This is a genomic window from Vibrio sp. D404a (assembly GCF_030248535.1).
In the GTDB taxonomy this organism is placed as follows: domain Bacteria; phylum Pseudomonadota; class Gammaproteobacteria; order Enterobacterales; family Vibrionaceae; genus Vibrio.
This window is the reverse complement of the sequence record NZ_JAHGAJ010000001.1, coordinates 40,478-65,192: the sequence shown is the minus strand read 5'-3', so window position 1 is coordinate 65,192 and position 24,715 is coordinate 40,478. Positions and strand designations below refer to the sequence as shown.

Here is a 24,715-nt window from a genome sequence, read left to right as displayed (position 1 = left end):
GGAGTGAGCCATGTTGAACACAGAAGCTGAAAAAGTAAGAGAGGCTTTGCTCGCGAAAGGGCTTGAAACCCCGATGACACAGAGCGAAATGAATAGTGACCAAAAATATAACCGCATTAAAGGTCTCTTAACGGAAGTGGTTAGCACGCTAGGATTGGATTTGACCGATGACAGCCTCGCTGAGACGCCGCACCGCATAGCCAAGATGTACGTTCATGAGATATTTTCTGGGCTCGATTACAACAACTTCCCAAAAATCAGTGTGATAGAAAACAAAATGTCGGTCGATGAGATGGTTAAAGTATCCGACATCGATTTAACATCAACGTGTGAGCATCATTTCATCACCATCGACGGTTTAGCACAGGTTGCCTATATTCCTGAGTCCAAGATTCTCGGGCTGTCTAAAATCAATCGTATTGTTCGCTTTTTTGCTCAGCGCCCGCAGGTTCAAGAGCGTCTAACTCAACAAGTCCTTGTCGCGATACAAACTCTGGTTGAAACAGAAAATGTTGCAGTAACCATCAAAGCCACTCACTACTGTGTGAAATCGAGAGGCGTTATGGATGCTAACTCTGAAACCACGACAACCGCACTGGGTGGTATTTTCAAAACTAACCCTCAAACTAGAGCTGAGTTTTTACGATGAGTGAGACGATTCTAATTACCGGCGTGGGCAAACGACTGGGGTTCGCACTGACGCAGCAACTTTTGTCAGATGGGTATAAAGTGATCGGAACTTACCGAAGCGACTATCCCCAACTGCAACAGCTGCGCGACTGTGGGGCTGACTTACAACAGGTCGACTTTTATCAGCAAAGCAACCTAGACGATTTTCTTCATTACGTTGGTCAGGAGTACAGGACACTTCGAGCTGTCATACATAATGCCTCCGACTGGAAACCAGAAAACAAAGACAACCCGAGTGAGAACGCCTCACAAATCATGAACCAGATGATGACGGTACACGCGAGCGTGCCCTATCTTGTCAATTTAACGCTCAAAGACCAACTGACGGCTGGTGACGAATCTTCAGACATCATCCATATCAGTGATTACGTTGCGGAGAAAGGCAGTAAAAAACACATCGCTTACGCCGCCAGTAAAGCTGCGCTCAACAACTTAACGCTATCGTTTTCAGCCATGTTGGCTCCCAAAGTGAAAGTAAACACCGTCTCTCCGGCGATGATTAAGTTCAATGAACATGATGACGAGGCCTACAAAACCAAAGCTCTGCAAAAAGCACTGATTCCTGCGGAAGCCGGGTTTGAAGAAATAATTGATGGCATCAAGTATGTCCTAGCCAGTCACTATATGACAGGAAGAACCTTGCACCTTGATGGTGGCAGACACCTGAAGTAAAAGGTTGGCCTCCTTCTAGATTAACTCTCCCGCTAGAGCTTCAAACTCTCTAGTGAGAGAGCTCATATATCGCACTCTACTTGTTCAATTCGCGCTCACCACTCTGGTTAAACCAAACCCATAACGTGACAAACTTCACATTTATGCCAATTCATCTCCTGAATTGCGCGCGCTGTATTAAACGCGACTCATATTAAACTTCGCGTGAACCCACCTAGCTCTTTAGGGTTTGAGCGTTCAAACAAAAAATTCAAACAAATGTTTAAATTCATCAATTTTTGAAGCGATTTTCCACTCATTTAACTGGATGACTTTCGCTTTGATCTTGATCAATATGTTAACTGTTGCGCAACATTTCGAACGATAACTTGCATTAGAAGTGAACATTCACTTCCCCAATTTGCTTAGTACAAGGAATGAAACTATGTCTACTCAGGAAACCTTTAAAGCCTTCACTTCACAGCTAGAGTCTGTAACCAACCCGTTCTACAACTTCAATCAGCTAGTGACTAAAAACATCGAGACACTGACCAAGATTCAACTTGATAGCCTACAAGCATACAGCGCGCTTGGTAATGAATCTTTGCAAAGCCTTGCGTCACTAAAGCAGCCACAGGACATCCCTGCATACGGCTCAAAACAAATGGAAGTCGCGAGCAAAATATCACAGCAGCTAATGGAAGATAGCCAAAAGCTGACCCAACTTGGTCAAGATTTTAAATCTGCCGCTGATGAGCTAACGGCTTCTGCGGTTAAAACTGCGAAAAGTGCTTAATTTATTGTTTGTCGGTTGATGGCGAAGCTCAACGGTAAGCATCGCCATCTCTCAGCATCACTTCTTACAAGGATGTCAGAATGGAAAATAAATCGCCCTTTGAAGGTATGATGGATCTTATGTCCCAATATGGGCAAGCATGGATGGACAACCTAGGTCAGCCAACACAATCCACATTGATGAAAACCCAATCAGAAGACTTTACAAAGTGGGCAAACTCAATGGTGCAGAACCCAACCAATATGGTTGAGCAGCAGATGAATTGGTGGACACAACAAGTCAATTTGCTCAACGATTGTATTCTTGGTACTCAAGAACAAACCAAAGAGACCGATCGCCGCTTCCGTGACCCTTCTTGGAACGACACGCCACTTTATCGCTACATCAAAGAGAGCTACAAACTCGCCTGTGACAACATTCAGCAATCAGTAGAAAACAGTGAGGGTTTGGATGACGAGACCAAAACTCGCCTCTCATTTTTCACTCGCCAGTACCTCAATGCCATGTCGCCAAGTAACTTTGTTGCGACCAACCCCGAGATACTCAAACTGACCATGGACAGTAACGGTGAGAACCTTATCCAAGGAATGAAGCAATTTCGTCAAGACTTGGAGCAAAGTGCCGACATCCTCAACATTCGCATGACGGATAAAAACCAATTCACCTTAGGTGAGAACATTGCTTCGACTCCGGGAAAGATCGTGTTTCAAAATGAGATGTTTGAACTGATTCAATACAAGCCAACCACAAAGCAAGTCTATAAACGTCCAACACTGATCGTACCGCCCTTCGTGAACAAGTATTACATCATGGACGTTAACCCTGAGACCTCTTACGTGAAATGGTTGGTCAGCCAAGGTCATACAGTGTTTATGATTTCTTGGATAAACCCTAACGCACAAATGCGAGATGTCGACTTCGGCAACTACGTTACGCAAGGCGTGTTACCCGCGCTTGATGCAATTGAAAGTGTTACTGGCGAACGCGAAGTCAATGGCATTGGCTATTGCATTGGTGGCACAACCTTAGTCGCGGCCATGGCTTATCTTTCAGGTAAACGCCGCAAGCAACGTATTAAGTCGGTCACTCTGCTCACCACCATTCTCGACTTCACTAAACCCGGAGAACTAGGTGTGTTCATCAATGACCCAATCATCAGCAGCATTGAAGCACAAAACAACCAGCGCGGTTATATGGACGGTCGCCAAATGGCGGTGTCATTCAGTTTGCTCCGAGAAAACAGTCTGTATTGGAACTACTACATCTCCAACTACTTGAAAGGCGAAAGCCCAATGGCGTTTGACCTGCTCTACTGGAACTGTGACAACACCAACGTGACTGCCGCGACCCATAATCAGCTACTACGTCAGTGCTATCTAGAGAATCGACTCGCCAAAGGTGAGCTGGTGATTGATGGCGTGACTATCGATTTAGGTAAGGTAAAGTCACCAGCCTACTTCCTATCTGCCATTGATGATCATATCGCCCTGTGGGATGGCAATTTTGAAGGCACTAAACTACTAGGTGGAGACAACAAATTTGTCCTTACCGAGAGCGGGCACATTGCTGGGCCAATGAATCACGCCGACTCAAATAAATACGGCTTCTGGACCAACGACAATAACGACCAAGCTCCTTCTCAATGGCTTGCCAGTGCCGACAAACATCAAGGCTCATGGTGGGCGCATTGGCAAACTTGGGTTGATGAGCGTAACTTCTCTGAAATGATTGAAGCCCGTGAACTTGATGGAGAGCTCGACGCACCGGGTGAATACGTGAAACAGCGCATTCAAGATGTCATCGCACAAGAAGTAGAAATGGAAAAGGAGTCCGCATAATGAAGCCAGAAATCGGCCAAACTGCCACAATAGAAAAGACCCTAGATAAACAAACCGTCGAAGCGTTTGCGAGTGTCTCAGAGGACTACAACCCAATCCATTTAGATGAAGATTTCGCTAAAACCACGCAATTTGAGCGCCCAATCGTACATGGCATGCTGGCATCTAGCCTTATCTCTGGCCTATTGGCCTCAAAAGTACCCGGAGCTGGCAGCATCTATTTAGGGCAATCCTTGAAGTTTGTTCGCCCTATCTTTGTAGGCGAAACCGTCACCGCCAAAGTGGAAGTAACTAGCGTACGCGACGACAAACCCATCGCAGTGATATCAACTCAGGTATTAAACGCGAACGGTGAAGTCGCAGTCGATGGCGAAGCAACGGTGATGTACTCCGTTTAAGTCTCAAACGAAAAGTTAAGCTCCATATTCAGCGCATCTAGTTGGTTGAAGAAACGATCGATGGATGTTGCTGGATGGCTTCTTTCAGGTCATGCAAACTCATTTCTAGTAAGATTGCGGTAACAAAGAACTAAGCGGAAGAGTCCTGTGTTTACGTATAGAAGTTTTCTGTCTAAGTGCTTTCAGATTATGCCTAAAGGAAAGACTATGGAAAGTATCATCAAACACGCCATCGAATTACGCAAAGAGTCTAAGTACCAAGAGTCGAGAGCCTTACTTAAAACACTATTAAAAGATGAAACTTTTGCTGCTAAGGCTCACTTGCAGATTGCTTGGTCGTACGACAATGAGGGCAAAGAGCAACAAGCGATCGAGCACTATCTATCTTCTCTTTCAGGCTCATTATCGTCGGTAGAAAGGTTTGATGCTTTGTTTGGGCTAGCGAGTACTTATCGAAGTCTAGGTATGTATTCGAAGGCACTAACCTACTTCGAACAAACGCTAAGCGAGTACCCCAACTCTGTTGAAGTTCAGCCTTTCTATGCAATGTGCTTATACAACTTGGGGCGCCATAAAGAAGCAACATCATTACTGCTTGAACTTTTAGTATCAACCACAAGTAGCGATGCCATTAAAGAGTATCAGCGTGCCATTTCTTTATACGCTAAAGATCTTGATAGAACGTGGTGAGTTGAAAATCAGACTCAACAAGCGTAAGGCAGTTTTTAAAGCTAGTCGCATAATAAACGCAAAACCAGAACATTTATTAGATGGTTTTTATTTGAGCCTCTTTCTAGTTTGTCATTAGCGTTTATATCACAACAGTTTAGGGTGGCTTCTTGGCTACAAGTGATTCTGAGGAAGTTGTGACTGGCTGAGTACAGCTACAACCAAAATGAAGCCATCTTCTTTTGTAAAATAAGCAGTATGCTTGCCTACAGGGAAATAGAACCCGCCTGGATATATCTCATTACAACTGCGACCAACAGCTGGGTTATCAGCAAGCATTTGAAAACCAGCTAGTAACGTATCTTTGTAACTTAGCCACTGCATCTCAGAGAAATTGTTAACGGTATAGCTTTTGATTTTCCGTAAATGAGCCTGAGCTAACTTACTCAGTTTGTATTTATTATTTTGCATAGTGGGTTATAAGGCATTTAAAAAGTCTTCACCATCAACTTCATTACCTTGTGCCAAATCTTGTTTGGCTGACTCGAAACAATGTCTAAGGTAATCAGCTTTCATCGCCTCCAGCTCTTCATAGTCCTTAATAGACATTACAACTACAGCATCTTTGCTGTTTTTACTAATCTTCACAGGCTCACGTTGGGCGCTTAGAAGTAGCTCACCAAAATTACGTTTGGCATCATTTGCTGTTAGTGTGTGCATGTTCAATCTCCACATCTGGACTTACAGTAAGATTGTAGTTGATCGCATGAAATGGTCAATATAATTAAATCGTGCGATTTGTGCGAAAGGTAAACATACAAAGCATTCAAAGTTTCAAGATGCTTACTCAATTCCCCATCGAGTGTGTTAGACCTTAACCTCTACCTCGCTTCTATCCAAAAATCAGATAAAGACCAAAAATTAAAACCTGCAATGCAAAAACGCCTCCCAAAACGGAGGCGCTTTTATATCAATATCTCGTGCCAATAAAATAGCATTACGTTAGCTCCCAACGAGCTCTGCGATACTAACTGCATTTATGCCCATTTCACACCTGTTCCATGCCAGCTTATCAAAGCAGTACGCTTGGTAGGTACAAGGAAAGACTTGGGATGAAGGTTACGATCAGCACCATAGGCAGGTGTCCAAGCAGAATTAGCTTCATGGTTGGCTTAATGTATTTGTCGAGCGAGAGCTTGGCCACTCCCCCAGCCATGAAAAGCATAGGTGCGCATGGTGGTGAGATGTTCCCCAATCCTAAGTTAACGCCCACGATAGCAGCAAAATGAATCGGATCGATGCCTAGTGCCTTAATGATTGGCAGGAAAATAACCGCAGCAAGAATACTTCCGGAAATATCGTCTACTATCATGCCAATCAGCATTAACAATACATTGATCAATAAGAGTAGTACCAATTTGTTATCACTAATCTGCAGCAACGCATCCGCGATCTGATTCGGTATTTGCTGAAATACCATTGCGCGACTCATGACGAATAAAAAGAACAACACCGCGATAATGGATCCCGTCATCGCTACTGAACTGACAGTAATGTCCATTAGCTGTTTAAAGCTGATGCCTTTGTACACCATGAGTCCAATGACAACCGAGTAAACAACAGCAATAGAGGCAGCTTCCGTCGGTGTCGCCAAGCCACTGTATATGGTGCCTAAAATAATGATCGGCATAAGAAGAGCGAACGTTGCTTTTCTTCCCGTTTGTTGGATATTTTGAAACTGAGCTTTATAAGACTTGGGTTTATGTACTTGGATACCCTGCTCATTTCTCAAGATGAAATGGTTGAGTACGCAGTACCAGAGAGCGAGTAACAGCCCCGGCACTATGGTTGAGAGGAATGCTGCTCCTACAGAAATACCACTGGTAATTGAGAAAATAATCATAGGTATGGATGGTGGGATCAGCAACGCCAATACTGACGAGCAAGCAACCAAACCAGTGGCGTGCCCTTCTGGGTAGCCCTCTTTAACCATTCGTGGAATCATAATTTTGCCAATAGCGGCAATAGCAGCCGTTGAACTTCCTGAAATTGCGCCAAACAGAGTACAACTGATCACAGTCACAGCTCCCAAACCGCCTTTGATGCGCCCAACAAACGCATTAATGAAGTTGAGAATACGTTCAGAGATGCCACTTTCGGCCATCACAAAACCGGAAAAAATAAACAGTGGCAGTGCCAACAGTGAAAAGCTGGCTACTGTGTTATAACCATGCGGCAGCAAGAACGAGATGTTACTACCGGTGATATAAGAAAAGAGTAGTGCGCCTACCCCAAAAGCAAATGCGACAGGAACACCGATCAGCAGCAGCACGACGGTGACTGCCATTGCGAGAATAAATAAGGTCATGATCTGCCCTCCGGTTTAAACAGTTCGCGAACGTCACGACCAATATCGAGTAACAAATAGAGTGAAGAAAGGACAAAACCAAACACCATCGAAGAAGACCACAACCAGCGAGGCCAAGCTAGGTTGGTGCTTAACCGCCCCCTGTCATAAATTTTCATCACATATTCCATAGCGAGATAAGAAAAGAACATCAGTGCGCTGAGAGAGACAAGATATCCAAACAGCTTAATCAGCTCGATGGTTCTTGGATTGTTGACGACAAGATGAATGACTCCCCCTGTGATATGCTCCTTCGTCTTAGTTGCGTAGGCCATACCTGAAAAATAAACCCATACCCCAAGTAACAATGCGACTTCTTCGATACCAGTAAATGGAGAATCAAACACGTAGCGCAGGATGACTTGAAAGAACATCAATAGTGACAAGCTAATAACCGAGCTAATCATGATGAATCGAAGTAACATTTCTAAGAAATCACACACGCTGTAAAAAGCAGGCACATCACGTTGTGCAAGAGAGTCGTTCATAATTGCCTCACATCGCTACTTCTGAACACCGGAGACGGAATAGACTTGATCCATGATGTCTTTACCTACCGTTTTCTCCATGCTTGGCCATTCGTTGCTATAAATACTGGCCTTCGCTTTATCCATTTGCGCGTCAGTAAGTGAGACTACTTTGATGCCCGCTCCTTTCACCTTCTCAAGGTAATCAGCATCAATTTGTTCTGCTTTTTGCCAAACAACTTGCATGGTTTTATCAGCCGCTTGTTGCATTTTGTTGCGCTCTTCGTCTGACAAGTCATCCCACCACTCTTTGTTCACCAGAAAGAATCCTTGCTCAAAGTAATCTTTGGTCAGAATGTAAGTCTCTAGTACATCACGCATTTGCCAGATTTCGATCGAAGGGCCAAAACCACGGCCATCAATCACGCCAAGTTGAAGAGAGGTGTACAACTCACCATAGGGCATAGGTACCGCTGAGAATCCCCAGTCTGCAAAACGGTCAACCGCGACAGGTACATCGACCGTACGAATTTTCAACCCTTTGGTATCTTCCGGGAACTCGACAGGCACTTTCCCTACCCCTTTGCGAATTGCCATAGAGCCAAAACCCGTCGGTACGATGCCAAGAGCATGAAGGCCGATATCAGCAAAGATGTCATTGTAGATGTCGAGCATCCCACCTTTCAGACCATAGATCTGTTTAGCGCTGTTCCAATCGTCGGCAACGTAGCCGAGCCAGGTCAGATCAAGGCGTTTATCGAACTCAGACGCACCAAATGAGATGGTCATCGGGATCACCCCATCAACCGCTTGCTCAAACTGAGACTGCCAATCGCCGAGATCGCCCCCAGAGTGATATTGCGGTGTGTAGTCAGAGCCTGTTTCCTTAAGCTCTTGCATGAACGTCTCAGCGGCAAAGTTAAAGATGTGGTCGTTTGGATAAGCTTGCGCCAAAATGAAACGCTCAGCGGCTGCGTTAAATGCTACACATGAACTGACCGCTGCGAGTGCTACTGACTTGAATAACTTGTTAGTTTTCATAGTTCCTTCCTTGTCAAAAAGACGGCTTAATAAGGAATTAAGCCGGTAGAAAGATGAGTTAGAACAACTCATTAGGGAAATTTAGCTTGGGAATGAGTACTTGATACCTTCACGCACACCGGAAGATGGCCAGCGTTGAGTGATGGTTTTACGATCGGTGTAGAAGCGAATCGCATCTGGCCCATAGATACACAGATCGCCAAATCGCGATTGCTTCCAACCACCAAAGCTGTGATACGCCACAGGCACAGGTAGAGGGATATTAATGCCGACCATGCCCACTTTAATTTCGTCACTGAAGTAGCGCGCCGCTTCACCATCTCGGGTAAATAGACACGTGCCGTTGCCGTATAGGTTGTCATTGATGATTTGCACGGCTTGATCCATTGACTCAACACGAATCACTTGCAGCACTGGGCCAAAGATTTCCGCTTGGTAGCTGGTCATTTCCGTGGTGACATGGTCAATCAAAGTCGCTCCGACGTAGTACCCTTCCTGACAGCCAGCCACTTCGATATTGCGTCCATCGACAACAAGGCGAGCCCCCTGCTCAACCGATGACGTAATATGCTCTTCGATACGTTGCTTGTGCTCTTGACTGATAACCGCACCAAAGCTGTTCTCTTTCTCAGCATAATGGCCAACTTTGATAGAACGCATCTGCTCAGTCAGTTTGGCAATCAGTGCATCTGCGACTTCATCTCCAACCGCAACAGCGACTGATAGCGCCATACAACGCTCGCCAGAAGAGCCAAAAGCAGCTCCAATCAGTTGATCGACAGCGTTATCCAAATCGGCATCTGGCATTACAATCGCATGGTTTTTCGCACCACCTAATGCCTGGCATCGCTTGCCATAACGCGCTGCTTCTTGATAAACGTAATGAGCAATCGGTGTTGAACCCACAAAGCTGACGGCTTCCACTCGAGGATCTTCTAGCAGTGCGTCTACCACCAGCTTGTCGCCATTAATCACATTGAACACACCGTCTGGCAGGCCAGCTTGCTGAAGAAGCTGCGCTAGGAATAGCTGCGCTGAAGGGACACGTTCAGAAGGTTTGAGAATAAAACTGTTGCCGCAAGCAATCGCCATCGGATACATCCAAAGCGGCACCATCGCCGGGAAGTTAAATGGCGTGATGCCTACAACGACCCCAAGCGGTTCAAATTGACTCCAAGAATCAATTTGGCCTGCAACATCTTTACTGAATTCACCTTTAAGCAGTTCAGGGACTCCAGCTGCATACTCAATATTTTCAATCCCGCGGATCAGCTCCCCCATCGCGTCATGGCTTATCTTGCCATGCTCTTTACCTATCAACTCACACAGTTTCTCTGCGTTATCTTCAACCAACACTTTAAATTTAGCGAAGACCTGTGCGCGTTTTGCTGGTGGGGTTTTACGCCAATCTTGCTGTGCTCGCTGAGCAATGGTGATGACTTCATTGACCAAAGCTCTATCAGCCATTGCCAACTTAGACTCCACTGCTCCTGTTGATGGGCAGTCGACATCTAAGAAATTCTCACTGGTTTCTACCACGCGTCCATTAATATAGTGACCAATAATGTTCATTACCTTCTCCTTGTCTTATTTGTTCTCAATGCTTTCGCCTAGTGCATTAACCAGTCGATCAATCTCATCAGGGGTGGTGATAAATGGGACGCCCAGTTGAACCGTATCGCCGCCATATCGTAGGTAGAACCCTTTGTCCCACATGCGCATCGCCACTTCGTAAGGCCGTTTTACAGGTGAGCCATCTTTATGTGTCAGGGTAATTCCGGCCGCTAATCCGTAGTTGCGGATATCGCTGATGTAGGGAAGATCACGCAGAGAGTGAACCGACTCTTCAAACAGAGGAGAGAGACCATTCACTCGCTCCATGATGTTTTGATTTTCGAGTTCGTCGAGTGTGGCCATCGCTGCGGCACACGCAACCGGCGATGCGGAATAGGTATAACCATGAGGGAATTCAATCGCGCTGATATCGCCACTGTTTGCCATGAAAGCGTCGTAGATTTCACTTTGACAGATCACCGCGCCCATCGGAATAATGCCGTTGGTTAACTGTTTCGCTGTGGTCATGATGTCTGGCGTGACGCCAAATTTCTCTGCGCCACTGTAAGCACCCATTCGTCCGAATGCGCAGATGACTTCATCAAAGATCAATAGGATATTGTTCTTATCACAGATCTCTCGAACCTTTTGCAGGTAGCCCACAGGAGGTGGCAACACGCCCGCTGAACCCGCAACGGGTTCAATAATCACCGCGGCAATATTGCTGGCATCATGCAAAGCGATCATTTCATTAAGCTGCTCAGCTAAGTAAGCCCCTTGAGCTGGTAGCCCTTTTTGAAACTCGTTACCGGGAATGATGGTGTGTGATAAGTGATCGGTATCCAACCCTTGTCCATAAAGTGCCTTGTTACCAACGATGCCACCGACGCTGACTCCACCAAAGTTCACACCGTGATAGCCTTTTACGCGGCCGATGTATTTGGTTTTGCTCGCCATACCTTTCTTTCGCCAGTATGCGCGTGCCATTTTCAGAGCCGTATCGACAGACTCTGAACCATCATTGGTAAAGAACACTTTATCCAAACCTTTAGGCATCAAGTCTGCAATCCGTTCAGCTAACTCAAATGCAGTGGGGTGACCAAATTGAAACGAAGGGGCGTAATCTAATGTGGCTAACTGTTTGGTTATAGCTTCATTGATATATTGGTTGTTATGGCCCAAGCCACAAGTCCATAAACCAGACAGCGAGTCGTAGATCTTGCGGTTGTTTTGATCGGTAAAGTAACAGCCTGACGCAGAAGTCATTAATCGCGGATTACTTTTAAACTCACGATTTGCCGTAAACGGCATCCAGAGAGAATCCAACTGATTCGGGGTGAGTGCTCCATTCATGTTAACGTTCCTTTTTATCTGCTGTTACGACATGCAGCCAAAACAGCAATTAAGCAAAGTGGTAACATTTACTTTACATACCGCATTACTCGCATTAAATTGCATTTACCAAAACGTAAGTTTGCTTATTTCAAACTAACTAGAGATAGCAATGGCTAAGAAAACGATTAATCAATTTTCCCACTCTGATTTACGCCTGCTGAACATCTTTAAAGTGGTGGTTGAGAATAATGGCGTCACCCCAGCCCAAGACGTACTAGGCAAAAACAAAGCAACCATCAGTATCGCCCTGTCAGATCTAGAAACTCGATTTGGATTTTCCCTGTGCCAAAGGGGGAGAAGCGGCTTCAAGCTAACACCTGAAGGGGAGGTAATTTATCGTGCCTACTTGGCCTTACATGAAGGGATTGATAACTTCACCAATGTGATCAATTCCATCGATGAGACCGCTCGTGGCGAGCTACGTATTTACATCGACGACAACTTTATTAATCACCAAGAGATGCTGGTCACCCACACCTTACAGAAGGTCAGCCAAAAGTTTCCCAACATTAATCTGTACCTCACGATGGGAAGCAGCCAAGCAGCGAAAGAGAAGCTCAGTCATGATGAAGTCGACATTGCCGTTATGCAGAGGGCGACGCCTGACGCCGGATTGACCTATCTCGACCTGTACAAAGAAAAAGAGTATTTGTACGCGTCAAGCAACCACACCATTTTCAGACGCAGCTATCTCGACATCAGCAAAACGGATATTTTGCAGCTGCCGACAATACAATCAAACTACTCTAATGGTGTAGAGTGGTCGCGCTATAACACCAAGGCGACGACCGACGACAAAGAAGCTACGGCTTTCTTGATTTTGACTGATGAATTTGCTGGCTACTTGCCAAGCTTCTACGCCAAACAATGGCTAGACAGCGGTCGAATGAAAGCGTTAAGACCACAAGATTTCAATAACCGCATCGATTATTGTGTCGTGATGAAAACAACACGCTGCAACGAACTGCTTATCAAAACCTGGCTCGATTGTTTTGATGATATATTGAGAGAAAAAGGTTACGTCACAAACTTTGAGGCTTTACGTTAACGTTGTTCTAGATAGGACTCGCTAGTGTATAACGGAGGCTTTCAAGCCAGTTGTTCATCTTACCGTAGGGGGCTTTCGTGACTGGCAGCTGGGTGACTTCTGGTCAAATATATCTCGACTACCTAGTTAACAGACTTCCTATACTCGACCGGGGTCATTCCCGTTTTCGCTTTAAACAACTTCGAGAGGTGCTGTGGGTACTCAAACCCTAATCCATAAGCAATCTGGCTTACTTGCTCATTGGTGCTCAATAGCGCGTTCTTAATCCGTTCAATCAGTTGGTCTTGAATATACTGTTGAGCGTTACGACCCGTTGCGTTTTTCATCATATCGCTGAGGTAACTGCTCGACATACACATCGCTTCACTGAGATATTTTACGGTTGGTAAACCCTTTTCAGTGATATTGTCAGACTCAAAATACTGGTTCAAGATGATGTCGACTCTCTCCATCAAATCTAGGTTATGGTTTTGGCGGACAAGGAACTGACGCTCATAGTAGCGAGTGCAATAGTTCAGGATCAGCTCAATATTAGAAACGATAAGGCGCTGAGTATGCTTGTCGATGTTCTGGCTGTACTCTTCTTCTATCTGATAAATTAAGTCACTCAGTATGTTCTTTTCTCGCTCTGATACATGCAGCGCCTCGTTGGTATCGTAAGAGAAAAAAGAATAGCCATCCATGTGACTCGCTAGCCCTGAGCGACGAATCAAATCCGGGTGAAACAACAATACCCAGCCATGCTCATCTTCAGTTTCAGCCGTATTGCTATAATGCTGCGCTTGTCCAGGCTTGGTAAACACCATGCTACCTTGGTCATAATCATAATGGTTCCGACCATAGGTGATGTCACCAGTAATACCGGACTTAAACGCTATTTGATAAAAATCATACACATAGGTAGTGTCGCCGTAATCGTAGTTGGTGACTCTCTCATCAATTTGAATTAAAGAAACAAGGGGGTGCACCGGAGCCGGCAGTCCAAGTGCTTTATGGATCTGTGCAATAGCTTTGATGTGAACGATATCTGACATAAAGTACCTTACGACTTACTCACTTGGGTATAAATCTAACACACGATGTTTTAACGCATCCGCCATATTCTGATACTGCTGTTGGGTATGTGTTTCATCCCAAAAATTGACGTACACGCCAGTGTAGTCCTCATGGATAATAAACTTTGTTCCGAGCTCATGCGGTTCAAGATAATAGTGTTGATCAAACGTAATGATGCCCCAGACACCACCGTTATGATTCAAATGAGCATGAGGAGTAATCTCGATGACTCTGGAAGAGATGTTCGCAGCTTTAGAGTCGGTCTCTTGAAAGCGATACGTCACTTTATTACCCTCTTTAAGCTCACCATTAACCAACGTTATTGCAGGGTTCCATTGGTAATAACGTTCAATGTCAGCAAGAACTTGCCACACATTTTCAGGGGCGCTAGGAATGATCACTTCAGTATGAACCGACTTTGCACCAAGCAGTGCGCTCGCCGACACACTTGCTGCGAGCAAGGCTTGAGAACTAAAAATAGGCATAGCAAGTCTCCAACATTACTTGAGTTTCAATGACTAAAGTTAACGAACCATAAAATCAATAATTCGATCAAAGATTCTGTCGCTTAGGAAGCGTCTCATTAGCAGAGTTGTGGTAGAAAATTTTCCCACTGCGTAACGTGTCTTAGGTTTTGGGCTATAAATAATCTCTTGCACCACCTTGGAGATCACCGCCGTTGGTGAGCCAGCACCATCTTTTCCCGACTCTTTAAGGCTCAGATTTGCAACTCGCTTCGCTAAGTCTTGATAAGGTCCGTGGCCGGAATTCCCTAACACTTGTTTTGACATCACTTCAGGGAACTCAGTTTTGATTGCACCAGGTTCCAAAACGACGACGTTAATGCCTTTCGGCTCTAATTCTAGTCGCAAACAATCACTGAAGCCTTCAACGGCGTGTTTGCTCGCGTGATACCAAGCGCCCATAGGTGCGTAGATTTTACCGCCAATCGATGAAGTGTTGATAATGGTCCCTGATTGAGCTTCTCGCATAAACGGGGTCACCATTTGGGTTAATCGAGCTAGCCCAAATACATTTACTTCGAACTGGTATCTAGCATCTTCAAGGCTAGTTTCTTCCACCGAACCATATAAGCCGTAACCTGCATTGTTCCATAGAACATCAATACGACCTTGTTCTTCAATGATTTGGTTTACGCTGTGTGCGATGTCTTGTTCATTGGATACATCGAGCTGAAGCACATACCCACCCGCTAGCTTGAGATCATTCATCTCTTCAACGCGGCGCGCCGCACAATAAACAATGTGGCCTTGCTGAATGAGATCCATCGCCGTATCTTTGCCCATACCAGAAGATGCACCGGTAATGAAAATAACTTTCGCCTTAGTCATTGCTGTTCCCATATTAGTTTTTAAAAATTTCAAATTAATCTGAGGTTTACATGTACTTATTGAAGAAAGTACTGAGTCGTTCCGGTGATTGACCTAACCAGTCGTAGGCAGCCGCGCGGTTTTTAGGTAAATCGAGCATTAACAGCTCTTTTTCTCCACCGAGTAGTCGGTAATACTCATCCACTTTGTCTAATTTGGTCCACGGGTCATTCTTATTTTGAATCACTAGAGTCGGTACTTTGATGTTAGATACATGTTCAAAAAAGGATCCTGCAAGGTCTGCCCCACCACGTTTAATATTGTATTGATTCACCCGGTTGGTTAAGAAGTTCGGAATGCCCATTGCACTCATGTAATCAACATAACGCAGCGGCTGAACAGAGATCAGTGCTTTGATGTTTGGGTAATGTTGTAAGCCATTCTCCAAACCATACGCAAAAGCAGTAGAACTAGTGCCCATGCAGATACTGAGTAACCCAATCTGGCTGTTTCTATATGTAGGGTGGTTTGAAATAAAATTCACTGCGGCAACAACATCTTTCGCCTCTTCACAGCCCCATGCAATATATGGGTTAGAACCTTGTTCACTGTTGCCATGGTTACGCAAGTCGTACATCAGAACGCTGTAACCTTGGTCAACTAAATGCTTTGCTTGGCGTAAAAAAGAGATGCTTTCTTTGTAGAGCTTTATGAGGCCTTTGCCTTCCGGGGTGAACCCTGCACGACTACATTGAACGCCAAAGTGCGACTGAATGATGACTTTGTCGGACGAACCTTCGATCAGCCAACCTGATAGCTTAACGCCATCCTCAGCCTTAAAAGTGACATCTTGGTAGCTCAAGTCATACTGATCTGGCGTCTCGAATACTGGTGATTGACCGCCTTTCGTCATCATATCTGCAAGGTATTTGGTAATCATGATCATCTCTCCGTATCACAGTGCTTAGGGACGAGAGTCAGTATATCGAGAATGTTTTTGAGCGGCGTATACATATCCTAGAAGCACGTATACATATTCCGAAAGGCAAGAAAATGCTTGCAAGCATGGAAGGGAGATAATGACTTATTGCCTAAATCTAATTAATCCCGCTCGCTAGACAATGAAAGCTCTATATTGATAACGATTAGAATATACAAAATCGCAATAACAATACAGGATATACGAAGTAAGTAAGAGTCGACTAGGTTAAAGTTCGAATTGTCGGATTGGACAATAAGTAGTGCGAAAGGTGAGAGTGTAAAAGCTGAAATATTGGAGGGCTCTGGACCATAGATAAAGTAGCCGAGTACGCTTGAAGTCATGAAAGCTATAACTAACCCAAGCAAAGAGGATTCTCCAATGACTATGGATATGAATTCGTACATACAAAAACCAAAGATAGCTAATAACCCACCGAGCAAGTTAGCTTTAAGGTATTTAAAGCTTTGGTGCTTAATAGCCTGTGGATTTGTTGCAAAGCTCAAAATGCAAATAACGATTACTATTGTGTAGTAATCGGGAATTTCAATTAATAAAAATAAGAAGACTACCGGTGATAACATCATTGGAGTTCGCCAAGGGTTGAAGGTAAATGACTTTTCTGTGACATGATGTTCTTTGGATGGTTGAGTGTTTCTCAGAAACTTATCTACAGTGAGACTCATTGCCATAGCGATTGAAAGATTTAAGGCCAAAGCTACGGAAAAATCAATCGAGCTATTTGGCTGAACGAGAGTGGTCGTACAAACCAATGTGGCACATATAAGTCTAAGAGATGTGTAAAAATCATTTGAATGAAACCTGTCCTTATGTGACAGAACCAGCAACAAACACAAGAAAGAAAATACAAACAGTATGGGAGATACTTGGTATAACTGACTAATAGCTAAACCTGAGATAATCCCCCCAAGACTAACAAAAAGTATTTTGACGTAGATGTAAAAAGGTAGGGATGTCAGATCATAATAACGAATGTGTAAGCAGAGCAAAGGGCATAAGAACGCGGCTGGCCAAGAGTAAATGTATAAAAGGCTTATCGCTGAGGTGAATGTAAGAGAAAAACTCAAGATATTGATAGTTGAAGTTCTGTCTAACTTGAACAATGGTAGCTTCTCAATCTGCATTTAAGGCGTTCAATAATATCACGAAAAAGAACGCTAATGAGATTGTGTGGTGATATGAATTTCTCGCTGAACGAGTACAAATAAATTCTCCGTCCATAGACACCCTATCTATTTGAAAGGGTGTCTAGCAATCACTTATAAACATTGAGCTGAAGCTCATTTAATACTTAGATTAATTGAATATTTCTATCGAGCGTTGTTCGCATGGTAATCTTCGACAAAACGATTAAAAGCGGTATTTATTTCTTGGAATGCCTCCATTGCGTTATCTGGCGTGAACTCTTTGAATTTCCACTCAATACCAAATGTGCGCTCAACGATTTCCACCGTCATATCTGTCGCGACCATGGTACCATCTTCACGGATCTCAGCAAAACCTTCCGCCATGTTACCCGCTTCATTCACCTTGATCATCTCTTCAAGTGTGGTGCCTTCAGGAACGATAACTTCAACGCCTTTCGCACTGACACGTGCAGGATAACAACCCGGCAGGCCTTGAGGCGCAGGTACATTCATAACGCGATTTTCATCAAACAACATTGCACGTGCAATCGCCACACCGTGAGCTGATGTTTGTTCTTGGTCGCAAAGACCCGCTTCATTTGGCCACGTATTTTCTGCCACCATTGATGGGAATATTTCGCCTTCGAAATCTAGATCAGCCGTTACATTTTTACCTAGAACAGCGACGTTAATGTAGTAAGGAATGTTTTGGTTAGTGCCAAACCACATTAGCGGCATGATGAGCGAATGATGACCCGCCATGTGAACCGTTACATCAGTTTGATCAACATTGTACTTACGCGAGACGATACGCTTTATTGCTGGCTCACCGAGTGCGAAGTCACCTAAACCACATACTGGCTCAAGGCCGCGAGACTTAAGAGCCACGTGTAAGAAGTCACAACCCGAACCGTTGATCACTTTAGTGTGTTCAGAAAGACCTGCGTTTTTGATTGAGTTCATTAGATTGACAAGAAGAACTGCATGACCTGGTGCCCATGGGCGAAGACCTGTACCTACCGGGTTTGGATCGTAGATGGTTTTTGCCACTTCCAACGGTACTGAGGTACGAATTTTACCCGCAGCGAGAAGCGTTGCTAAATGAATAACCACATCTGGCTTGATCTCTTCGAGTTGAGCGGTTGTCGCTTCAACATCCATGAGGTTCATGACCACTGGCGTGATGTTTGGATACGGCTTATGTGGGTTAGACCACATTGCGTTATCTTTCATGCAACACGCCTTTTGGGTAATAAAGTTTTCACGAATATCGCCAAGATATAAATCGACACCAGGAAGCGCTGCCGTTAAATGCGCAGCAAACACGCCTACACCACCAACACCTGTAATAAGAACTCTTTTATTTGCCATGAGGACACCTCTGTATTTTTCACGTTTATCTCGAATCCTTCGAGTTGGGTATCGTCCGTGTATTGACATCACGACACTAAATTTGAGGGACGACGCTAAACAAGTCGAGAGATACGAGTATTTCCAACATGGAAATACCTTTACAAAAAATCACCAACATCAAGCAATACTACATAATGCATGTAACGAAAAATCAACAAGTTAAAGAGATTTAAAATTATAACTGAACACGCAATTTACCAATTGGAAACCAAAATGTGCGAATATGGAAAAGCACTCTGATTGCATTGTTTCTAATGTGCTGAGACAATTCACCTTACAACGGCCTATTCTCAGAGGTAACCCTGTGAAATTAAACTTAGACATTCAGAACATTCTGGTGCTGAGAAAGATGTACGAGCTGAGAAACGTTAAACTGGTTGCGGAAACCTTAGGTAAAACACCCGGTGCCATCAGTAAAAACATTTCTAAATTAAAGACTCAGCTAAACGATCCCCTATTCGTTCAAACCAAGCAAGGCTTTGAGCCAACTGCCTTTTTAGAAGAAAATTTATCCAGCTTCGACGCGATCCTTGCCAGTGTGGAATCAATTGGCAAACGTGAATTTTCTGCTGCAGCACTGCGTGATACTGTCATCATTTATGCAAACACGCTGTTTTGGGATCAATACGGCGATCAGCTCTATCTAGACTTAAGAGAGCAGGCCCCACATGCGAAGTTTTCATTTCGACGTTGGGGACAAAATCCGAAGAACCGTCTGATTGATGGTGAGAATGCGATTGCAGTACACAATATTGATGAGTCTTTACCTCAATCTATCTATCAGCGCACATTAGGCACTGATCGAGCAGTTTTCTTTGTTCGCGAAGACCACCCAGCAAAAGACATTTCGTCGCTCATGGCTTATCCAATGGTGGTTCTAAAAACACCTGGATGGAACGACCATAAATACCGGATGTTAGATCGCTTAAGAATCTTTGGCTTTCAAGTTAACCCAGCCATAGAAGTTGAGCATCCTGTTATCAGCCATAAGATCGTTCAGCAGTCTGACCATTATGGTTTGACTATGTCGTACAACGTACCAGATGGTTGCCGCGTCATTGAGCCACCCAACAGTGAAAGCTTTAATGTCACTTATGTGGTCAGTTGTCGTCGCGCACAACAACGTGATCCGCAAAACCAATGGTTGTTTGATGCCATCATCAAGACTATGAAAAAAGCCAAAGTGTAATCAAAAAGTCGCGTTTGGGGAGACAGGTAAAAATGAAAACCTGTATCCCCACCCTAATCTTGTCACTCGCCCAAAATCACCTACTCGCTCATACAATTGAACGTTCGTAAATCTTGCTTTTCCTCGTGAGGCCTTAGGCCTACCTCGTACTATCTGTCTAGATTGGCGTGATTTTTCGCGCTGTAGACAATGCTTAAGTGTATATGAGGTTCTCTCAATGAAACTAACTAGAACAGCGATGATCGTTTCTGCTCTGTTTGCGACTGGTGCCCATGCAGGTGGTATTACGCTTCCAGAGATTGCAACGTTTGACAGTGTTTCTTCGGCAGGGATTGCCAACGCAACAAACCGCACGGACGCTTCAGCGATGGCTACCAGCCCCGCAGGTTTAGCCTCCGTGAAAGATTACAGCTTCTCGGTTGGTGCCTCCTTCTTGGATGCAGCTTCCGCACACAGTGGCTACTTATACAACCCAGAATCTGATAAGTACGATATCTACACCACCACCCGCGGTAAAAAGCGCAAACTGATTCCTAGTGCCGCCTACGCAAAGCGTATAAACGACCAAGTGGTGCTTGGCGTATCTGTCCATGGTGAAGGTGGTCTTGGACTCGATTACAGCAACGGTCTAATGGGCGGTGGCATCTACGACGAACAAGCAGTAGAGTTCATCAACTTCAACTTCGGTGGTTCATATCAAGTGAACGATAAGTTCACTCTTGGTGCTGCGGTCATTGCGCAATACATGGAAGCCGAAATCAAAACCAATGATGTTGCGGGTCTTGGACGTGTTAATGCAGACGATAACTCGGTAGAGCCAACCTTTATGCTCTCCGCAATGTACGATTTTACTCCTGATACTTACATTGCTGTGAATTACAAGCACGCAGCAAAGCATAAAATCCATTTACAAGGCGTCGGGGATAAAGAGTTTAAATACCCAAGTATTCTTACCGTCGGTTTAAGCCACCAGTTTGACGAGAATTGGGGAATTAAACTTCAAACAGGCTTTGAAGAGTGGAAAGAGTATGGCAAAGGCGACAAAATCGTCGGCATTAAAGACGGTCGTGAGATGAATAACGTCTACCACTTAGGTGCAGCAGTAAATTACACTGACGGAAACATGAAGTACCAAGCGGGCGCACGTTGGGACAGCAAATCAATGAATGCCAGCGATGCTGAGTCGGACCTGCCTTTGGTCGAGCAATACGCGATTGGTGCCGGTTTAGAATACACCATGAGTAATGGCCATCGTGTTGGTCTCGCCTATGAATACCGCGATCTTGGTACGCCAACTGTTGCTTACGATTTCGGTATCATTGATTACCAAGGTAAAATGACCTCACACCGCCTGCATTGGTTAAGCCTGTCTTACGCTTACTAAGTCACGACTAGCTTTCATTCAAAAGCAGCATAAAGTGTCACTTTATGCTGCTTTTTCTATCGGCACCTTTTGAAAATTCTCACAATCTATGTTTTTTACTTTAGACAATGTCAATAGCGATTCCACGTATTTCTGTGCGAACCAATGTAAATCGCTTTGCCTCATCGATAGCCTTAAAGCGTGAGCTTTGCTTAGATGAAAAAAGCCAGCAGAGATGCTGGCTTTGGGGATACGAGAGGAAATTGGCTTTACCGCGCATTAGGCTTCCGTAATTGGGTTCTTTGCTACGTAGCGTTTGAAGCCTTCGTTGATTTCTTGGAACGCTTCCATCGCCTGATGGGGTTGGAATTCACGATATCTCCACTCCATCTCAAACTCTTCTTCAATGATTTTGGTTGTATAATCGTTCGCAACCATAGTACCGTCAGCGCGGATTTCAGAGAATCCTTCCGCTACGTTACCATGTTCGTTAACCGCAATAAGCTCTTCACGTGTTGTTCCCTCAGGAATAATGACATGAACGCCGTCTTTATTAACACGACATGGGTAACAACCTGGTAAACCTTCAGGGCCTGGTACATTCATGATTTCGTTGGTGTCAAATACGATCGCACGAGCAATAGCAGCAGCGTGAGAAGACGTTTGCTCTTGGTCACGATCTTCTGCGACCTCTGGCCATGAATTGTACTTGTGGAACTCTTTAAAGATATCGCCTTCGAAATCAAGCTTGTCAGTCACATCGGTACCCAAAACTTCCACTTTAATGTATGAAGGAATATCAAGTAGGCTACCGTAGTATGCAAGAGGCATGATCAATGAGTGGTGACCCGCTAGGTAAAGCGTTACGTCGCGCTCGTGAACATCAAGACGCTTAGCAATGGCACGAACAAGTCCTGGCTCAGCCAGTGCCCAATCACCTAGACCACAAGTTATTGGCATGCCGATATTGTGGAATGCCACGTTCAGATAATCACAGCCAGAACCATTAACAACGTGCGTTTGGATACCAGAATCCTTAATTGCCGACATTAGGTTGAATAGCAGTACACAGTGACCAGGTGCCCACGGACGCAAGCCAGTACCGACTGGGTTTGCATCGTAAACTTTCTGAGCCGCTTCAAGTGGTAGAGCCGCTCGAATTTTTTGAGCCGCCATCATTGTTGCTAAGTGGATGATAACGTCTGGTTTGATCTCTTCGAGCTGCTTTTGCATGGCTTCTTTGTCGAGCATATTCATCGAAACAGGGAAGACATTCGGACGATTCGCTTCGTTTTTATTGAAGTAATATGCAGAGTCATACACCGAGTTTGCTTTTGCAATCACGTGCTGCTCACGGATATCAGCTAAGTAAATATCAGTGCCTGGCATAGTTGAAAGAAGGTGCGCAGTATGAATGCCAACGCCACCAACACCAGTGATCAGAATTCTTTTGTTGCTCATAGGGGTTTCCTCGTTATTGCTAAATGAGTTATTCAGCTGAGATCCTTGCTGATCATGTTAAGTACCTCCTGTACTTGCCAGCTTATAGTTACCGATAAAATAGCCCTCTTCGAGGAAACGTAAGAGTTCCCAACAGGAAATTGAAACTAAGTAATTGAAAGATAAATCAAATACCAAAATTGAATCGCGTAATTATTAACAAGAGAGAGGCATTCATAAAACTCATCCGTTGATTAAGAAAAGCAAATATCCGCCTAATCAATAGCCGCCTCAATAAGTCAAATACTTAACTCACTGATATCAATAAAATAAAAGCGCCCAATCCCGATATTTGCTAATAGAACGCTTTCTAAAACCTTGTCTTAACTCCAAACCTTTCCGTAACGAGCACTCATTAAGAGCCGTGTGCTCTCTTTTCCCTCGCACGCCTTAGCGCTTTCCCAAGAGTAAATTCTGCCTTTCCTCGTTTAATTTTTGCCAACTTTCTATGATGAATTCAGTTTAAAAACCCCTACATACGAGGACATGAAAATGTTACTACAAGATAAAGTTGCCATTATTACTGGTGCTGCTTCTGGCATTGGCCTAGACAGTGTTCGTCTGTTCCTAGAAGAAGGTGCAAAAGTAGTTGCAGGTGATACCGTTGCTTCTGACGACATCCTTACGCTCGCTGAGACAAACGAGAACATCGTTTTCGTTAGAGCAAATGTAACAAGTTCTGACGACCATCAGATGCTTATTGACACGGGTGTTGAGACGTTCGGTAAGGTTGATATTGCATTTAACAATGCAGGTATCATCGGTCAAACAGACAAGCTTGGTGCTGACCAAGACATGGACGTGTTCGACAAAGTATTTGAAATCAATGTTCGTGGTGTTGCTCTTGCGATGAACGCTCAAATCAAATACTTCCTAGCAAATGGAATTGCTAACCCAGCGATTATCAACACGACGTCAATTGCAGGTCGTGCTGCTATTCCATTCTGTGCACCTTATGCAGCATCTAAACATGCTGTAAATGGCCTAACGTCTACTTACGCGGTTGATTATGCGCGTCACGGTATTCGTATCAATATGGTTGCACCTGGTGTGATTGAAACACCAATGATTACTGAAGAGGCGGACGAAGAGTCAGCAGCTGCCGTTCTTGCTGCTCACCCAATCGGTCGAATCGGTAAACCACGCGAGATCAGTGAAGTTGTTGCTTTTCTTGCTTCTGAGCGCGCGGGCTTCATCAACGGGGCATATTACAACGTTGATGGCGGCTACTTAGCAGTCTAGTAAAGCTGCACATTTGTGAACTTCTTCTTTTTAGAGCGAACCCCGCTTGTTTGGCCAGCTATCACGCTGGCCCTTTTTTTATTGTTCTGACTAACAACTTATTAGGTGGAATGACATGAAAAAAACAACCCGATACCAACACCCTTACTTTTTATTATTCACGTCATTGGTGGCGAGTCCTTGCTTCGCCCTCAGTGGGTTTCTCACCCACTCTCAAAACCATGTAGCCAATGGGTATCATGAGTACGTGGTAGAGAAAGAACATGAACACACTGCACTCAATCACAACTATGAGCCATGTCGAGATAGGACTTGGGTCGAAACTAGCTTTGCGCCTCCTTCATACCCTGACATTGTTTATCCGAAATATAACCCATTGACCAGAAAGGCGGGAGAGACAAGAACGGGTAAGCTATGCGAACGAAACAACTTACCTTTGCCAATACCAATAATGGACTAATTAAGCTTTATATGAGCCATTTACTCACGTATACAAGCGCTTTCCCGTTCGTAAATTCCGCATTTCCTCGTGCCAGAAGA

Annotated in this window: 23 protein-coding genes; 10 read left to right on the top strand and 13 right to left on the bottom strand. The window is 44.5% G+C overall.

What is annotated here, in order from left to right:
* The first annotated feature begins 10 nt into the window (after positions 1-10).
* The 6 genes from folE (at position 11) to KI655_RS00260 (ending at position 5,063) form a co-directional block, all read left to right on the top strand.
* Positions 11-649 (top strand): GTP cyclohydrolase I FolE, encoded by a 639-nt coding sequence (gene folE, locus KI655_RS00285; protein WP_285400719.1) that lies wholly within the window; start codon positions 11-13, stop codon positions 647-649.
* The gene (folM, locus tag KI655_RS00280) at positions 646-1,362 is read left to right on the top strand and encodes a dihydromonapterin reductase (RefSeq protein WP_285400718.1); all 717 of its coding nucleotides are present in this window, start codon (positions 646-648) and stop codon (positions 1,360-1,362) included. The genes folE and folM overlap by 4 nt, the downstream gene beginning before the upstream one ends.
* Before the next feature lie 424 nt (positions 1,363-1,786).
* The gene (locus KI655_RS00275; protein WP_004738385.1) at positions 1,787-2,137 is read left to right on the top strand and encodes a phasin family protein; all 351 of its coding nucleotides are present in this window, start codon (positions 1,787-1,789) and stop codon (positions 2,135-2,137) included.
* An 80-nt stretch (positions 2,138-2,217) separates the two neighbouring features.
* A complete protein-coding gene (phaC, locus tag KI655_RS00270; protein WP_285400717.1) occupies positions 2,218-3,975 on the top strand; it encodes a class I poly(R)-hydroxyalkanoic acid synthase in 1,758 nt (585 codons plus the stop codon).
* Entirely contained in the window at positions 3,975-4,373 is a 399-nt protein-coding gene (locus KI655_RS00265; RefSeq protein WP_032550751.1) for a MaoC family dehydratase, read from the top strand. The genes phaC and KI655_RS00265 overlap by 1 nt, the downstream gene beginning before the upstream one ends.
* 207 nt (positions 4,374-4,580) lie before the next feature.
* On the top strand, positions 4,581-5,063 hold the full coding sequence (locus KI655_RS00260) for a tol-pal system YbgF family protein (protein WP_285400716.1): 483 nt from the start codon (positions 4,581-4,583) through the stop codon (positions 5,061-5,063).
* A gap of 153 nt (positions 5,064-5,216) precedes the next feature.
* Here KI655_RS00260 and KI655_RS00255 read toward each other — a convergent pair whose 3' ends face one another.
* The 7 genes from KI655_RS00255 to KI655_RS00225 form a co-directional block, all read right to left on the bottom strand.
* Positions 5,217-5,513 (bottom strand): type II toxin-antitoxin system RelE/ParE family toxin, encoded by a 297-nt coding sequence (locus KI655_RS00255; protein ID WP_285400715.1) that lies wholly within the window; start codon positions 5,511-5,513, stop codon positions 5,217-5,219.
* 6 nt (positions 5,514-5,519) lie between these two features.
* The gene (locus tag KI655_RS00250) at positions 5,520-5,762 is read right to left on the bottom strand and encodes a type II toxin-antitoxin system Phd/YefM family antitoxin (protein WP_285400714.1); all 243 of its coding nucleotides are present in this window, start codon (positions 5,760-5,762) and stop codon (positions 5,520-5,522) included.
* A 352-nt stretch (positions 5,763-6,114) separates the two neighbouring features.
* Positions 6,115-7,410, bottom strand: coding sequence for a TRAP transporter large permease (locus KI655_RS00245; RefSeq protein ID WP_032550772.1), 1,296 nt, complete (start codon positions 7,408-7,410; stop codon positions 6,115-6,117).
* On the bottom strand, positions 7,407-7,937 hold the full coding sequence (locus KI655_RS00240; protein ID WP_285400713.1) for a TRAP transporter small permease: 531 nt from the start codon (positions 7,935-7,937) through the stop codon (positions 7,407-7,409). Before KI655_RS00240 ends, KI655_RS00245 begins: the two co-directional genes overlap by 4 nt.
* A gap of 15 nt (positions 7,938-7,952) precedes the next feature.
* The gene (gene dctP, locus KI655_RS00235; RefSeq protein WP_285400712.1) at positions 7,953-8,957 is read right to left on the bottom strand and encodes a TRAP transporter substrate-binding protein DctP; all 1,005 of its coding nucleotides are present in this window, start codon (positions 8,955-8,957) and stop codon (positions 7,953-7,955) included.
* 81 nt (positions 8,958-9,038) lie between these two features.
* Entirely contained in the window at positions 9,039-10,529 is a 1,491-nt protein-coding gene (locus KI655_RS00230) for a CoA-acylating methylmalonate-semialdehyde dehydrogenase (RefSeq protein WP_285400711.1), read from the bottom strand.
* A 15-nt stretch (positions 10,530-10,544) separates the two neighbouring features.
* Entirely contained in the window at positions 10,545-11,864 is a 1,320-nt protein-coding gene (locus KI655_RS00225; RefSeq protein WP_285400710.1) for an aspartate aminotransferase family protein, read from the bottom strand.
* Between the two features lie 151 nt (positions 11,865-12,015).
* Here KI655_RS00225 and KI655_RS00220 point away from each other — a divergent pair, with 151 nt between their 5' ends.
* The gene (locus KI655_RS00220) at positions 12,016-12,954 is read left to right on the top strand and encodes a LysR family transcriptional regulator (RefSeq protein ID WP_285400709.1); all 939 of its coding nucleotides are present in this window, start codon (positions 12,016-12,018) and stop codon (positions 12,952-12,954) included.
* Between the two features lie 122 nt (positions 12,955-13,076).
* On the opposite strand, the gene KI655_RS00215 is transcribed toward KI655_RS00220, so the two are convergent.
* The 5 genes from KI655_RS00215 to KI655_RS00195 form a co-directional block, all read right to left on the bottom strand.
* Positions 13,077-13,988 (bottom strand): AraC family transcriptional regulator, encoded by a 912-nt coding sequence (locus KI655_RS00215; RefSeq protein WP_285400708.1) that lies wholly within the window; start codon positions 13,986-13,988, stop codon positions 13,077-13,079.
* Between the two features lie 15 nt (positions 13,989-14,003).
* A complete protein-coding gene (locus KI655_RS00210) occupies positions 14,004-14,495 on the bottom strand; it encodes an SRPBCC family protein (protein WP_285400707.1) in 492 nt (163 codons plus the stop codon).
* A 39-nt stretch (positions 14,496-14,534) separates the two neighbouring features.
* Positions 14,535-15,362, bottom strand: a complete 828-nt coding sequence (locus KI655_RS00205; RefSeq protein WP_285400706.1) for an oxidoreductase — start codon at positions 15,360-15,362, stop codon at positions 14,535-14,537.
* Between the two features lie 46 nt (positions 15,363-15,408).
* Positions 15,409-16,281, bottom strand: coding sequence for an alpha/beta hydrolase (locus tag KI655_RS00200; RefSeq protein ID WP_285400705.1), 873 nt, complete (start codon positions 16,279-16,281; stop codon positions 15,409-15,411).
* 1,370 nt (positions 16,282-17,651) lie between these two features.
* Complete coding sequence (locus KI655_RS00195; RefSeq protein ID WP_285400704.1) at positions 17,652-18,839, bottom strand: hypothetical protein; 1,188 nt, start codon at positions 18,837-18,839, stop codon at positions 17,652-17,654.
* 346 nt (positions 18,840-19,185) lie between these two features.
* Between KI655_RS00195 and KI655_RS00190 the strand changes: the two genes are divergently transcribed.
* On the top strand, positions 19,186-20,070 hold the full coding sequence (locus KI655_RS00190; protein WP_285400703.1) for a LysR family transcriptional regulator: 885 nt from the start codon (positions 19,186-19,188) through the stop codon (positions 20,068-20,070).
* A 217-nt stretch (positions 20,071-20,287) separates the two neighbouring features.
* Positions 20,288-21,454, top strand: coding sequence for an OmpP1/FadL family transporter (locus KI655_RS00185; protein ID WP_285400702.1), 1,167 nt, complete (start codon positions 20,288-20,290; stop codon positions 21,452-21,454).
* A 258-nt stretch (positions 21,455-21,712) separates the two neighbouring features.
* On the opposite strand, the gene KI655_RS00180 is transcribed toward KI655_RS00185, so the two are convergent.
* Entirely contained in the window at positions 21,713-22,894 is a 1,182-nt protein-coding gene (locus KI655_RS00180) for a hypothetical protein (RefSeq protein ID WP_285400701.1), read from the bottom strand.
* A 531-nt stretch (positions 22,895-23,425) separates the two neighbouring features.
* On the opposite strand from KI655_RS00180, the gene KI655_RS00175 reads away from it, so the two are divergent.
* Entirely contained in the window at positions 23,426-24,175 is a 750-nt protein-coding gene (locus KI655_RS00175) for an SDR family NAD(P)-dependent oxidoreductase (RefSeq protein ID WP_285400700.1), read from the top strand.
* Positions 24,176-24,715 lie beyond the last annotated feature (540 nt).